Below are 13,432 nucleotides of genomic sequence, written 5' to 3'. Positions count from 1 at the left end.
TCACTGGCCGCCAATCTCAGAWTGTCGCGAACCGCATGCAGGCGCTCGGTGTCCAACATGTGTATCAAGGACAAAGCGATAAGCTTTCGGCGTATCAGGACTTGTGCCGTCATGTTGATGTTTTACCCGCCCACACCGCCTATATGGGCGATGACTTAATTGATTGGCCGGTGATGGAGAAAGTCGGGCTTGCCTGCTGTGTCGCGGATGGTCATCCACTCCTTAAGCGTCGCGCGCACTTTGTCACGCAAACAGGCGGTGGCTTCGGCGCCGTGCGTGAAGTGTGCGATCTCATGTTAGAGGCGCGTGGTGAACTCGACCAACACAAGGGCTTGAGTGTATGACTCGGCGGCTTGGCCTGCTTCTATTGGTCGTGCTTTGTAGCGTAAGCGGTTACTATCTATTGGTTCAGCATGGCTGGCAGCAAGTACAACAGGTTACCCCTGATGCCGAAAAGCCGCTTTTTACTGGCGAAGCGATCCAAACTGTGCAATATGATGCGGATGGTGTGCGCAGCTACACCGTACACGCCAAGCATCTTGAGCATTATGCCAAGATTGATGAAACCCACTTTAATGAGCCCGTTCTGTGGACGTACAAAGCAGGCACAGAGGAAGAGTGGCGGGTGAGTGCAGACTACGCAATATTGTCCGATGACCACCTGTTGACCATGACGGGCAACGTGCGCATTTTTAACCTACTACCGAATGCACAAATAGATTCGGTAGCCACTGATTCGGTGACCTTGAATCTCACCACGCGAGATTTTTGGTCAGAGAGTCCGACGACGATCACCGGCACCCGTTTTCAAACCAAAGGTAAACGGGTGAAAGGAAATTTCGGTAACCACCAGATGGAATTGTTAGACGATGTTAGAGGCCGATATGAAACGACCCCTCGTTAAAGCGCTGGCAGGTGCCATGTTGCTGCTGTCGCATTACTCACTGGCTCTGAGCAGTGATACTGAGCAACCGATTTATATAGAGTCAGAAAGCCAACACCTGGATATGGCGACCAACACGGTAACCTTTACCCAAAACGTGGTCCTGACCCAAGGCAGCATTAAAATCTTGGCCGATAAACTGATCGTGATTCGCCCGGAGGGCCAAGAGGGGGATGAAACCATCGAAGCCTATGGTAAGCCGGCCACGTTTGAGCAAACCATGGACGATGGCAAAGAGATTCATGGCGAAGCCAACAAGCTGCGCTACGAAGTGGGCAATGAATTTCTTAAAATGTCGACCAATGCGATGCTTGAGCAAAGTGGCAATCAGGTGGAAGGCAACGTGATCACCTATGAAATCGACAAGCAACAGCTTGTGGCAGAAAGTGATAGCACCAAACGCGTCACCACGATTTTGCAGCCGAGCACCAAGTCGTCATCCTCTCAGGATGCATCCACGTCAGACGAGCAATAAGAGGCGACATGGCAACACTCACAGCGGCCAATCTGGCCAAAAGTTATAAAGGGCGAAAGGTGGTCGCCGATGTCAGCTTAGAAGTGAAATCCGGTGAAATTGTTGGTCTTTTAGGCCCTAACGGTGCGGGTAAAACCACCTCGTTTTACATGATTGTCGGCTTGGTCGCTCGTGACGAAGGGGCCATCTATATCGATGACAAAGACATCAGCATTCAGCCGATGCATAACCGCTCACGCTTGGGGATCGGCTACTTGCCACAAGAGGCGTCGATATTTCGTAAGCTGAGCGTCTACGATAACCTGATGGCTGTGCTACAAACCCGTAAGTCGCTAAGCAAAGAAGAGCGCCAAGACAAGGCAGAAGATTTGCTCGATGAGTTTAATATCCAGCATATCCGTGACAGCTTGGGGATGGCCTTATCCGGCGGTGAACGCCGTCGGGTAGAAATCGCGCGTGCATTGGCCGCCAATCCGAAATTTATTTTGCTGGATGAGCCCTTTGCCGGGGTCGATCCGATATCGGTGATCGATATTAAGAAAATCATCGAGCATTTACGTGATCGTGGCTTAGGCGTATTGATCACCGACCACAATGTGCGCGAAACGCTCAGTGTCTGTGAACATGCTTACATTGTCAGCCAAGGACACTTGATTGCACACGGCACCCCTGATGAAGTGCTTAATGATGAGCATGTCAAGCGGGTCTATTTGGGTGATCAATTCAAACTCTAGTGCGCCCGATCATGCCAGCTTGGTGAGCGTGTTCGGATAAAATATAGTGGACTGGCTCACGCTACAAACTGCCAATCAAGGCTATAGTTACTAAAGAGCGCTTGCCCTGTTAGCCAGAGCAAGCGTTTTTAACCTCTTCGGTCGTTGAAATAAGGAAAGGTGTACCGCCTCTATGAAACCCACGCTTCAGCTTAAGCTTGGACAACAACTCGCAATGACACCGCAGTTGCAACAGGCGATCCGTCTGTTGCAACTGTCGACGCTGGACTTGCAACAGGAAATCCAAGAAGCGTTGGAAAGTAACCCGCTGTTGGAGCATGACGAGGGCCAAGAGCAAGAGGCCACTCAGCACGAGCCATCCCATGATAAAGACGCGGACGTACAAGAAACTGCGACTGCCAGCGCCGACACCATGGAAACCTCTGACGCGTTTGAAAAGAACGAAATGCCAGACGATCTCCCGGTCGATACCACCTGGGATCATCTCTACTCGGCTGGCACGGGCAACACGGGCGCAGGTGCCAGCGGATACGACGACCAACCGGTTTATCAAGGCGAAACCACCCAAACGCTATACGACTACTTAAAATGGCAGCTCGAGCTGACGCCTTTTTCGGAAAACGATCAGGTGATTGCGATGGCGATCATTGATGCGGTGGACGATCAAGGTTACTTGTCAGTGAGTACCGAAGAGATCCTCGATAGCTTAGGCAGCGAAGAGATTGAACTTGACGAAGTCGAAGCGGTGCTCAAACGCGTGCAGCATTTTGATCCCCTAGGCGTTGCCTCTCGCACACTGCAAGAGTGCTTGATGCTGCAACTGGCCACCTACGACGCCGATACCCCTTGGCTGGACGACGCGCGGAAGGTGCTCACCGAACACATGGACTTGCTCGCCAACCGTGATTATCGCCAGTTGATGCGTGAAACCCGGCTAAAAGAGCCTGAGCTTAAATCCGTGATGCAATTGATTCATAGCCTCGAGCCACGCCCAGGTAACTTGATTGTGACCAACGAGGCCGAATACGTCGTCCCTGATGTCTCCGTATTTAAGCATCAAGGTCAGTGGGTGGTTCAAATCAACCCAGATAGTGTGCCCAAACTAAAAGTGAATGAGCAATACGCCGCCTATGGCCGTAATGGGTGTAGCCCTTCTGATAGCCAGTTTATTCGCTCACACCTGCAAGAAGCCAAGTGGCTGATCAAAAGCCTCGAGAGCCGCAATGACACCTTGCTGAAGGTAGCGCGCTGTATTGTCGAACATCAGCATGACTTCTTTGAGTATGGGGAAGAGGCCATGAAGCCGATGGTACTTAACGACATCGCCTTGGATGTCGATATGCATGAATCGACCATCTCCCGTGTGACCACCCAAAAGTTCATGCATACGCCACGCGGTATTTTCGAGCTGAAATACTTTTTCTCTAGTCATGTCAGTACCGACAATGGCGGCGAGTGCTCATCCACGGCGATTCGCGCACTGATCAAAAAATTGGTCGCTGACGAGCCGGCTAACAAACCGCTCAGCGACAGTAAGATTGCCACATTGCTGGCCGAGCAAGGYATTAAAGTTGCACGACGGACCATTGCTAAATACCGAGAATCTCTAGGTATTGCACCGTCAAACCAGCGTAAGCGTCTACTATAGGCGCCTCAACAGAAGGAAAGTGTGTATGCAAATCAATCTGACCGGACAGTCTGTCGACGTCACGCCACCACTACGCGAGTATGTGGAGACCAAGTTTGCTAAACTCGAGCGCTTTTTTGAGCACATTAATAATGTCCATGTTGTACTGAATGTCCAAAAGCTCGACCAGATTGCAGAAGCAACGCTCCACGTCAACAACGGGGAGATCCATGCAAAAGCACAATCGCATGATATGTATGCGGCCATCGATGGGCTGACCGATAAGCTGGTCAAGCAACTGAGTAAACACAAAGAAAAGCTCAAACAGCACTAAGCTATGGAACTTAAAGAAGTACTGTCAGTGGACTGCACCCGCAGTGCCGTCCACTGCTCTAGCAAGAAACGCGCACTGGAAATTATCAGCCAGGTTGCTGCGGACAAGCTAGGCACCAACGCACAAACCTTGTTTGAATGCATGCTAAGTCGCGAAAAGCTGGGGACGACCGGCATAGGAGCGGGGATTGCAATTCCCCATGGTCGCACACTCGATAGCCAACATGCCGTGGGAGTGCTGCTACAGTGCGCCCAGCCCATTGAGTTTGATGCGGTGGACAAACGGCCTGTCGATCTGCTGTTCGCGCTACTGGTGCCCGACGAACAGTGCAAGGTACACCTGCAAACCCTGTCCGCGATTGCCGAGAAGTTGAATGACAAAAAGCTGTGTCGTCAACTGCGCAATGCTAATTCAGACCAAGAGCTGTACAATATCATTACCCAATAATGGGCAATGCTGACGGGAGCGAACTATGATGCTAAAAATTGTTAGTGGCCGTTCCGGCTCAGGAAAGTCAGTGGCATTGCGGGTGCTGGAAGATCTTGGCTATTACTGCGTTGATAACCTGCCCGTCAACTTACTGCGTGACTTTGTGGTCTCTCAAGACGATGTGGACGCCAAGATTGCGGTCAGTCTCGATATTCGCAATTTCCCTAACGCTAAAGAACCGGTTGCCGACACCTTGGCGGCGCTGCGCGACATCTGCGATGTTACTGTGTACTATTTAGACGCCGACGATAAAGATCTGATTAAACGCTTCAGTGAAACGCGTCGGTTGCATCCACTGTCTCGYCAAAACCTTTCTTTAGAGCAAGCCATTTTGGCCGAGCGTCAGCAGATGGCGCCGATTAAAGAGCACGCGGATCGGGTGATTAACACCACGGGCTTGTCGATTCACGACTTAAGTGAGTCCGTACGTTCATTGGTGCTAGGTCGCACCAGTAGCGATTTGGTGATGGTGTTTGAATCTTTTGGCTTTAAACATGGCTTGCCTGCCGATGCCGATTATGTGTTTGATGTTCGCTTTCTCCCCAATCCACACTGGGAGCCCGCGCTCCGCCCTCATACTGGCTTGGAAAAACCGGTGCGTATGTTTCTGGCCGCCCAGCCTGACGTGGCCATGTTAGTGGCGCAGATTAAAGGGTTTCTCGAGTCTTGGTTACCTGCGCTTAAARATAACAACCGTAGTTATGTCACCGTGGCGATTGGCTGTACTGGGGGCAAACACCGCTCGGTGTATGTCGCGCAATACTTATCGGATTATTTTCAGGAGCTGGGCGAGCAAGTGCAAACACGTCACCGTACCTTGGAGCAAAAACAGTGACCTCGATATCGGCTCAAGTGTGTATTCGTAACCGCTTAGGCTTGCATGCGCGCGCGGCGATCAAATTAGTGGAACTGATGCAAGATTATGATGCTGATGTGATACTGCAAAGCGCGGATAAATCCGCGACGGCCGACAGTGTGATGGCGATGCTGATGCTGGAATCGGCGCAAGGTGAAACCATTACCGTTTCAGCCACTGGCCCACAAGCATCGCCTGCTCTCGATGCCGTGAAAGCATTATTTGAAGCCGGCTTCGACGAAGACAGCTAATCATCTCCCCTTCTATGCCACTGCGCAGACCAGCGCGTTGAATCGCGCTAAATCCCGCCGATAACCGATTTGTCATGCGACAGACTCCCCTGATTGGGTTAGAATTTTAGTCATTGCATTTGGGGGAGTGGCCGATGGCAGAAACACTAGAACAAGAACAAAGTAACCTAACCCACCAACGGCTCCAAGAAGTCACTCAATTGCTCGAGCAAGGGATGTTCGTTCGCGTACGCCGTATGCTCGAGGACATGGAGCCAGAAGACATAGCACACCTTTTAGAGGCCTCTCCACCGAAAGGCCGTCTAGTGCTTTGGCAGCTCACCGATCCTGAAGATCAAGGTGAGATCCTTGATGAGCTATCAGAAGATGTGAAAGACGGCATCATGGTTCGCATGGCCCCTGACCAGCTCGCGGCAGCGACGGAGGGGATGGAAACCGATGATGTGGCTTACTTGCTCCGCAGCCTACCGCAAGACGTGTCCCAAGACGTGCTGGCGGAAATGGACGCCCAAGACAGGACGCGGGTACAGCAAGCCCTTTCTTACCCCGAGGAGTCCGCTGGCGGGATCATGAACACGGACGTCATCACTATCCGTGATGATGTCACCGTGGATGTGGTATTGCGCTATTTGCGGATGCGCGGTGAGTTACCCGACACCACAGATACCCTGTATGTGATCGACCCCAACGGCCGCTTGATTGGTAACTTGCCGATCAGTGCCCTGTTGGTTAACCAGCCGGATACCGATATCGCTGACATCATGGACGCCCCGGATGAAGCGATCAGTGTCACCATGGACGACGGGGATGTCGCCAGCTTGTTTGAACGCCGTAATTGGGTCTCTGCGCCCGTGGTGGATGAGCATAATCATTTGGTTGGTCGGATCACCATTGATGATGTGGTGGACATTATTCGCGAAGACGCTGAACACTCGATGATGAGCATGGCAGGTCTTGATGACGAGGAAGACACCTTTGCCCCCGCGTTTAAAAGTGCGCGTCGCCGTAGTATTTGGCTAGGGATCAATGTGTTGGCAGCGTTAACCGCGGCCTCGGTGTCCAACATGTTTGAAGGGACCCTGGATAAAATGGCGGCGATTGCGGTGTTGATGACCATTGTCCCCTCCATGGGCGGTGTGGCCGGTAACCAGACCGTCGCCTTGGTGATTCGCGGCCTGGCCGTTGGCCATATTGGTGATTCCAACACCCGCTGGCTATTGGCCAAAGAAGCCACTGTCGGCATGATTAACGGCCTAGTGTGGTCGATGATCATTGGCGGTGTGGTGGTGTTATGGAAAGGCAATATTGAGCTGGGCTTGATCATCTCAGGCGCGATGATGGTTAACCTGTTTGTCGCAGGTATTGCTGGGGTAGCGATACCGACGTTGCTGAAAAAGTACAATATCGATCCGGCACTGGCGGGGGGGATGGCACTGACCACGGTCACCGATGTGGTCGGTCTGCTCGCCTTTTTGGGGCTGGCTACCTTATTTATTACTTAGCCTCTGWCGTATAAAAAAGGCGAGCCACCTGGCTCGCCTTTCTCATTAGATAGCTTGAAACCGCGTCATTACTCGTCCAAGAAACTACGCAATGTCTCAGAGCGGCTTGGGTGACGTAACTTACGCAGCGCTTTCGCCTCAATCTGACGAATACGTTCACGGGTCACATCAAACTGCTTACCCACTTCTTCCAGGGTATGGTCGGTATTCATTTCAATACCAAAGCGCATACGCAGGACTTTCGCTTCACGCGGTGTCAGACCGGCCAGCACATCATTGGTTGCCATCTTAAGATTGTTCGACGTCGCCGAATCCATCGGTAGCTCCAAGGTGTTGTCCTCGATAAAGTCACCCAGGTGTGAATCTTCGTCATCACCAATTGGGGTTTCCATCGAGATCGGCTCTTTGGCGATCTTCAATACCTTGCGAATTTTATCTTCCGGCATCAACATCCGTTCAGCCAGCTCCTCAGGCAACGGCTCTCGGCCCATTTCCTGCAGCATCTGACGCGAAATACGGTTGAGCTTGTTGATGGTCTCAATCATGTGCACCGGAATACGGATGGTTCGCGCTTGGTCAGCAATCGAGCGCGTGATTGCCTGACGGATCCACCAGGTCGCATAGGTTGAGAACTTATAGCCACGGCGATATTCAAACTTATCGACCGCTTTCATCAAGCCAATGTTACCTTCCTGGATAAGGTCCAAGAACTGTAGGCCACGGTTAGTGTATTTCTTAGCAATCGAAATAACCAGACGTAGGTTGGCCTCAACCATTTCTTTTTTCGCACGGCGTGCTTTCGCTTCACCGATAGACATGCGACGGCTGATGTCTTTGATCCGCTCGACCGACAAGCCCGTCTCTTCTTCGATAATCTTCAGCTTCTGCACACAGCGGCGAAGATCTTCTTCGTAACGCGCCACACGCTCTGCGTAAGGCTTGCCAGAGTTCAGCGCTTCGTCAATCCAGGCATCCGATGACTCATTGCCCGCAAACAGTTGCACGAAGGTTTTCTTCGGCATTTTGGCCTGGTCGACACAAAGACGCATCACCAAACGCTCTTGGGTGCGCACCTTGTCCATGGTTTGACGCATGTCATTAACCAGACGATCAAACTGTTTGGGGATCAGGCGGAACTGCTTAAACGTTTCAGACAGCGCATCGATCGACGCTTTAGTACGCTCATCATAACGACCGTACTGTTGGATCGCGGTTTCCATCGCCGCATAGGTACGACGAAGCTCGCTGAACTTCTCACGCGCCAGTTCAGGATCGATACCAACATCTTCATCACTCTCATCGTCTTCGTCGGTATCGTCTTTGTCTTCGTCTTCATCATCTTCGTCATCAAGCTCTTTTTCGCTGAGCTCGGAGCCGATATGGGTCGCCGTGGGTGCGACGTCATCCTGGTCTGGATCGATAAAACCAGAAATAATGTCGGTTAAGCGAAGCTCTTCCGCTTCCACTTTATCGAACTGATCAAGCAGTGAGGCAATCGAGGCCGGATATTCTGCCACCGAACACTGCACCTGGTTGATGCCGTCTTCGATACGCTTGGCGATATCGATCTCACCCTCACGGGTCAACAGCTCAACCGTGCCCATTTCTCGCATATACATGCGAACAGGATCCGTGGTGCGACCGATTTCACTCTCCACGCTAGAAAGTGCCGCCGCCGCTTCTTCGGCTGCGTCTTCATCGGCCACGGTTTCTGACATCATTAGCTCATCGGCATCAGGGGCGGATTCCACCACTTGAATGCCCATGTCGTTAATCATCTGAATGATGTCTTCTATTTGGTCGGAATCGACAATGTCTTCCGGGAGGTGGTCATTAACTTCGGCATAGGTCAGATAGCCTTGCTCCTTGCCTTTTGCGACAAGCAACTTCAGCTGTGACTGCGGATTTTGATCCATAGACGATATCCAACTTCGGGTCTGAGTGAAGAATTTAGTATGCGGAAACGCAAACCGCCAATATTAACAAATGCCACCTTTGCTGGCTACTTTCTAAACGGACTGGCTCTGTATCAGTAGCATCAGTTCCCGCTTCTCTTCGACTGATAAGCCGACGGTATTTGACTTCGCTTGCAACTTGGCTATTTGTTGTTCGACACACTGGGCGAGTATTTTATCCAGTGAATCGCAAAAAAGTTCTGACGCATTTTCATCGTCAACATGTAGATCCCAGCCAGCCAACCGGGCTAGCAAGGCTTCTTGCTTGGTTCCCCGCCAGTGCTCTAGCAACTGACCGGTAGTGATATGGGGGCGCTGTCGGCAAATCTCAAGGATGGGGTTTAACAACGCTAACCCGGGTAAATCAATGGTATCGGCCGATGGCAACGGCGGCACTTCTTGGCCGAGTTTGGGGTACTGCACTAACAGCGCAATCACCTCACGCATCGGCGTGCGCTTAATGTCCTGTTGACCATGCACTTTCACCGGCTGACCCTGACGACGAATAAGGGTATCAAGCTGATGATCATCCATAATCCCCAGCTTCTGTCCTAGGGTATTACGCAAGTAAAGCCGCAAGGTATCACCCGGCACCTTTTCAATCAGCGGCACCGCCAAATTCGCCAGCTTGGCTTTCCCCTCTTGGCTACTGGTATCTACCTGCTTGAGCAAGGTGGTAAACATAAAGGTCGATAAACTTTGTGCCTCGTCAAGACGCTGCTCAAACCCTTCTTTGCCTTCTTGGCGGATGATAGAGTCCGGGTCGTCACCATCAGGCAAAAACATAAATTTTAACTGGCGGCCATCGTGGATATAAGGCAGCGCTTGTTCCATCGCCCGCCAAGCGGCATCGCGTCCTGCTCTATCGCCGTCGTAGCAACACAGTATAGTACCGGTTTGCCGGAAAAGGGTTTGAATATGTTCGCCCGTAGTCGAGGTGCCCAAGGAGGCCACCGCATAATCCACGCCAAATTGCGCCAACGCGACCACGTCCATGTACCCTTCTACCACGAGTATACGCTCGGGATGGCGATAGCGTTGCATCACCTCATACAAGCCGTATAGCTCACGCCCTTTATGGAAAATCGGCGTTTCTGGCGAGTTAAGGTATTTGGGGGTGCCATCCCCTAATACACGGCCACCAAAACCGATTACTCGCCCACGGCGATCACGGATTGGGAACATCACGCGGCCACGGAACCTGTCGTAACTATGGCCGTTATCGTTCTCAATCAACATGCCAGCGGTGAGCAACTGACGAATATCRGCTTGATTGCGACCAAAGCGACGCTTAATGGTGTCCCATTTATCCGGGACAAAGCCAATACCAAATTGCTTAACCACTTCGCCGGATAGACCACGCTGTTTGAGGTAATCAATGGCCACTTGCCCCGCATTAGTGCGTAGTTCGCCACTGTAGGTACGCGCAATGGCTTCCATCATCTCGTAGATCTGACGCTTGTCATCACTGGGCATACTCGGACGCGTGTTGCCGCCTCCGGTTTGCTCACGAGGTACCTCTAAGCCTAAGGTGCTGGCGAGCTCTTCGATGGCATCAGGAAACTCAAGTCGCTCGAATTCCATTACAAAGTCGATAGCATTGCCGTGCACACCACATCCGAAGCAGTGATAGAACTGCTTGTCTTGGCTTACACTGAATGAAGGCGTCTTTTCGTTATGGAAAGGGCAACAGGCACTGTAGTTTTTGCCTTTTTTCTTGAGCTTGACCCGTGCATCAATGATCTCAACGATGTCGAGACGTGAAAGCAAGTCATCAATGAATGCGCGCGGGATTCTGCCTGCCATAACCTGAAATTTATAGGGAGAGAAGCAAACAAGCCGCGCCGTCCAAATGAGGAAAGCACGGCTTGTTATAGAGTGGGAAAAGACTAACCTAGGTGTGCTTTAACACGCTGGCTTACTTTTCCCATATCAGCACGGCCTTGAACCTGGGGTTTTAATACCCCCATCACGTTGCCCATGTCTTGCATTGACGATGCACCGGCTTTTTCAACCGCTGCTTTCACCAATGCATCGACCTCGTCATCACTTAGCGGTTGGGGTAGAAATTCTTCTATCACCGCAATCTCAGCAAGCTCTGTCTCGGCAAGATCATCACGACCGGCTGCTTGGTACTGGGCTACGGAATCACGGCGCTGCTTCACATTTTTGGTCAGCACAGCCAGGATAGCTTCGTCGCTAAGCGACTGACCGGTATCCACTTCTTGCTGTTTAATCGCTGCCATCAAAAGGCGGAGCGTCCCGAGACGCGCCTTGTCTTTTTGTTTCATCGCCGTTTTTTGGGCGTCTTTTAGACGTTCAAGCAATTCCATAGCACCTTCCTGAATCTGTCTTTATTAGTACAGACGTACGCGGCGTTGGTTTTCGCGGGCCAACTTCTTCAGGTGACGCTTCTGAGCGGCAGCTTTAGCGCGTTTGCGAACGGTCGTTGGCTTTTCATAGTTCTCACGACGACGAACTTCAGAAAGAATACCGGCTTTCTCACAAGAGCGCTTAAAGCGACGCAGTGCTACGTCAAATGGTTCGTTTTCACGTACTTTAACTACTGGCATGTGCCTTTCACCTCGGGGGTTGTCAGTTACTGCTGGCGAACAATTGGCCAGCCTTGATTAAAAATGGTGCGAAATTCTAATCCGAATAGGGGGTGATTGTAAAGCGCATCTGGCGAATTACTTCTAAGCCATGTAAGATTGCGCGCACGGTCAGCCTGCGCTGACACTGTCTTCTTCGCTTGGGTCATCACTATATGTATGAGTGATGACTGTAAGCACTCGATATATCGGCTGTTATTCTGAGGTTATGATGCGCATTCTAGGCATAGAGACATCTTGTGACGAAACCGGCGTCGCCATCTACGACGACCACGCAGGCCTTTTGTCACATAAGCTTTACAGCCAAGTTAAGCTTCATGCCGATTATGGTGGCGTGGTGCCTGAGCTCGCCTCGCGCGATCATGTTAAAAAAACTTTGCCGCTGATTAAAGCGGCCATGGCGGAGGCCAATCTCACCCCCGCTCAGATTGATGGCATTGCTTATACCGCGGGTCCCGGCCTGGTCGGTGCCTTGCTGGTTGGCTCAACCATTGGACGCAGTCTGGCCTATGCATGGCAAGTCCCCGCGGTGGGCGTTCACCATATGGAAGGTCACCTTCTCGCCCCGATGCTAGAAGACAACCCGCCGCCGTTTCCATTTATTGCTCTATTGGTCTCGGGCGGCCATACACAGCTGGTCGAAGTGAAAGGCATTGGTCAGTATCGCATTCTTGGTGAGTCAATTGACGACGCTGCCGGTGAGGCGTTTGACAAAACGGCCAAACTGATGAATCTCGATTATCCCGGCGGTCCCTTGCTGTCGAAATTGGCAGAAAACGGCACCCACGGCCGTTTTACTTTTCCACGCCCGATGACCGATCGCCCCGGGTTAGACTTTAGCTTCTCCGGCTTAAAAACCTTTGCCGCCAATACCATCGCCGCTAATGAGACGGACGAACAAACGCGCGCCGATATTGCTTATGCGTTTCAAGATGCCGTGGTCGATACCTTAGCTATCAAGTGTAAGCGAGCGCTCGATCAGTGCGGTCTGAATCGCTTAGTGGTCGCGGGCGGCGTGAGTGCCAACCGTCATTTACGGGAAAAGCTGGAGGCGCTGACGCAAAAGCGCGGCGGCGATGTGTTCTATCCTCGTCCTGAGTTTTGTACCGATAATGGCGCAATGATCGCTTATGCGGGCATGCAGCGGCTTAAAAACGGCGAGCATCTGGGTCTCGGTGTAAAAGCCCAGCCACGTTGGCCACTCGACACGCTTGCCGCGGTCGAAACCGACGCATAGTCGTTGGTCAAACCAGACAGACAAAAGGCAGCCTGAGGCTGCCTTTTTTGCTGCGAACGCGCTAGCGTAACCTGCTTCTCACCCGTCGCTAACGTCGCCACCAACCAAGAAACACGGGTTTTTCGTCGCCATCCAACAAGCGCCGGATATTGTCGTAGTGACGAAACAAAATCAAACACGAAAGCATGGCAACGGGCATGGTAAATTGCGGCTTTATCCACCAGGTAAATAGCGGGGCGACGATCGCTGTCACAATCGCACTGAGTGACGAGTAGCCCGTCAACACAAGCACCAACCCCCAGGTCACCACCAGCAGGCCAGTTAAGCTCAAACCAATCGGAGCCATGGCGCCCAGTGCGGTCGCCACCCCTTTGCCGCCACGGAAATGGAAAAAGACCGGATAAATATGTCCTAGAC

Annotated in this window: 16 protein-coding genes; 11 read left to right on the top strand and 5 right to left on the bottom strand. The window is 51.9% G+C overall.

The window, feature by feature from the left end:
• The 10 genes from BZG14_RS12630 to mgtE all read left to right on the top strand — a co-directional run.
• Window positions 1–344, top strand: a 344-nt coding sequence (locus tag BZG14_RS12630; RefSeq protein ID WP_158011751.1) for an HAD hydrolase family protein, incomplete at its 5' end; no start/stop codon positions are given.
• The gene (lptC, locus tag BZG14_RS12625; RefSeq protein WP_077608882.1) at window positions 341–904 is read left to right on the top strand and encodes an LPS export ABC transporter periplasmic protein LptC; all 564 of its coding nucleotides are present in this window, start codon (window positions 341–343) and stop codon (window positions 902–904) included. The genes BZG14_RS12630 and lptC, both read left to right, overlap by 4 nt.
• Complete coding sequence (lptA, locus tag BZG14_RS12620; protein WP_046074202.1) at window positions 885–1,418, top strand: lipopolysaccharide transport periplasmic protein LptA; 534 nt, start codon at window positions 885–887, stop codon at window positions 1,416–1,418. The genes lptC and lptA overlap by 20 nt, the downstream gene beginning before the upstream one ends.
• An 8-nt stretch (window positions 1,419–1,426) precedes the next feature.
• A complete protein-coding gene (gene lptB, locus BZG14_RS12615) occupies window positions 1,427–2,152 on the top strand; it encodes an LPS export ABC transporter ATP-binding protein (protein WP_046073911.1) in 726 nt (241 codons plus the stop codon).
• 172 nt (window positions 2,153–2,324) lie between these two features.
• Complete coding sequence (locus BZG14_RS12610) at window positions 2,325–3,800, top strand: RNA polymerase factor sigma-54 (RefSeq protein WP_077608881.1); 1,476 nt, start codon at window positions 2,325–2,327, stop codon at window positions 3,798–3,800.
• A gap of 25 nt (window positions 3,801–3,825) precedes the next feature.
• The gene (hpf, locus tag BZG14_RS12605) at window positions 3,826–4,113 is read left to right on the top strand and encodes a ribosome hibernation promoting factor (RefSeq protein ID WP_046073909.1); all 288 of its coding nucleotides are present in this window, start codon (window positions 3,826–3,828) and stop codon (window positions 4,111–4,113) included.
• 3 nt (window positions 4,114–4,116) lie between these two features.
• Complete coding sequence (ptsN, locus tag BZG14_RS12600; RefSeq protein WP_069363305.1) at window positions 4,117–4,560, top strand: PTS IIA-like nitrogen regulatory protein PtsN; 444 nt, start codon at window positions 4,117–4,119, stop codon at window positions 4,558–4,560.
• 25 nt (window positions 4,561–4,585) lie between these two features.
• Window positions 4,586–5,437, top strand: a complete 852-nt coding sequence (gene rapZ / locus BZG14_RS12595) for an RNase adapter RapZ (protein WP_077608880.1) — start codon at window positions 4,586–4,588, stop codon at window positions 5,435–5,437.
• A complete protein-coding gene (locus BZG14_RS12590) occupies window positions 5,434–5,709 on the top strand; it encodes an HPr family phosphocarrier protein (protein ID WP_069363303.1) in 276 nt (91 codons plus the stop codon). Before rapZ ends, BZG14_RS12590 begins: the two co-directional genes overlap by 4 nt.
• 134 nt (window positions 5,710–5,843) lie before the next feature.
• Window positions 5,844–7,211, top strand: a complete 1,368-nt coding sequence (mgtE, locus tag BZG14_RS12585; protein ID WP_069363302.1) for a magnesium transporter — start codon at window positions 5,844–5,846, stop codon at window positions 7,209–7,211.
• A 68-nt stretch (window positions 7,212–7,279) separates the two neighbouring features.
• Here mgtE and rpoD read toward each other — a convergent pair whose 3' ends face one another.
• From rpoD to rpsU, 4 genes are all read right to left on the bottom strand, one after another.
• Window positions 7,280–9,127 (bottom strand): RNA polymerase sigma factor RpoD, encoded by a 1,848-nt coding sequence (rpoD, locus tag BZG14_RS12580; protein WP_077608879.1) that lies wholly within the window; start codon window positions 9,125–9,127, stop codon window positions 7,280–7,282.
• A 93-nt stretch (window positions 9,128–9,220) separates the two neighbouring features.
• A complete protein-coding gene (dnaG, locus tag BZG14_RS12575) occupies window positions 9,221–10,972 on the bottom strand; it encodes a DNA primase (RefSeq protein WP_077608878.1) in 1,752 nt (583 codons plus the stop codon).
• Window positions 10,973–11,055: 83 nt separating this feature from the next.
• Window positions 11,056–11,499: a GatB/YqeY domain-containing protein gene (locus BZG14_RS12570; RefSeq protein WP_077608877.1), complete on the bottom strand. Its 444-nt coding sequence runs from the start codon at window positions 11,497–11,499 to the stop codon at window positions 11,056–11,058.
• A 24-nt stretch (window positions 11,500–11,523) separates the two neighbouring features.
• On the bottom strand, window positions 11,524–11,739 hold the full coding sequence (gene rpsU / locus BZG14_RS12565) for a 30S ribosomal protein S21 (RefSeq protein WP_046073901.1): 216 nt from the start codon (window positions 11,737–11,739) through the stop codon (window positions 11,524–11,526).
• Between the two features lie 250 nt (window positions 11,740–11,989).
• Here rpsU and tsaD point away from each other — a divergent pair, with 250 nt between their 5' ends.
• Entirely contained in the window at window positions 11,990–13,015 is a 1,026-nt protein-coding gene (tsaD, locus tag BZG14_RS12560) for a tRNA (adenosine(37)-N6)-threonylcarbamoyltransferase complex transferase subunit TsaD (RefSeq protein ID WP_077608876.1), read from the top strand.
• Window positions 13,016–13,103: 88 nt separating this feature from the next.
• Here tsaD and BZG14_RS12555 read toward each other — a convergent pair.
• Window positions 13,104–13,432, bottom strand: a 329-nt coding sequence (locus BZG14_RS12555; RefSeq protein ID WP_131825188.1) for a glycerol-3-phosphate acyltransferase, incomplete at its 5' end; no start/stop codon positions are given.

This window comes from Salinivibrio sp. IB282, from assembly GCF_001995685.1.
Taxonomy (GTDB): domain Bacteria; phylum Pseudomonadota; class Gammaproteobacteria; order Enterobacterales; family Vibrionaceae; genus Salinivibrio; species Salinivibrio kushneri.
The sequence above is the reverse complement of the archived record's forward strand: the minus strand, read 5'-3'. Positions and strand labels throughout refer to the sequence as shown.

Bases quoted from the DNA above. Each gene is read 5' to 3' on its own strand.
- lptC (WP_077608882.1), top strand. From the start codon at position 341: ATGACTCGGCGGCTTGGCCTGCTTCTATTGGTCGTGCTTTGTAGCGTA.
- lptA (WP_046074202.1), top strand. From the start codon at position 885: ATGAAACGACCCCTCGTTAAAGCGCTGGCAGGTGCCATGTTGCTGCTG.
- lptB (WP_046073911.1), top strand. From the start codon at position 1,427: ATGGCAACACTCACAGCGGCCAATCTGGCCAAAAGTTATAAAGGGCGA.
- hpf (WP_046073909.1), top strand. From the start codon at position 3,826: ATGCAAATCAATCTGACCGGACAGTCTGTCGACGTCACGCCACCACTA.
- ptsN (WP_069363305.1), top strand. From the start codon at position 4,117: ATGGAACTTAAAGAAGTACTGTCAGTGGACTGCACCCGCAGTGCCGTC.
- mgtE (WP_069363302.1), top strand. From the start codon at position 5,844: ATGGCAGAAACACTAGAACAAGAACAAAGTAACCTAACCCACCAACGG.
- rpoD (WP_077608879.1), bottom strand. From the start codon at position 9,127: ATGGATCAAAATCCGCAGTCACAGCTGAAGTTGCTTGTCGCAAAAGGC.
- BZG14_RS12570 (WP_077608877.1), bottom strand. From the start codon at position 11,499: ATGGAATTGCTTGAACGTCTAAAAGACGCCCAAAAAACGGCGATGAAA.
- rpsU (WP_046073901.1), bottom strand. From the start codon at position 11,739: ATGCCAGTAGTTAAAGTACGTGAAAACGAACCATTTGACGTAGCACTG.
- tsaD (WP_077608876.1), top strand. From the start codon at position 11,990: ATGCGCATTCTAGGCATAGAGACATCTTGTGACGAAACCGGCGTCGCC.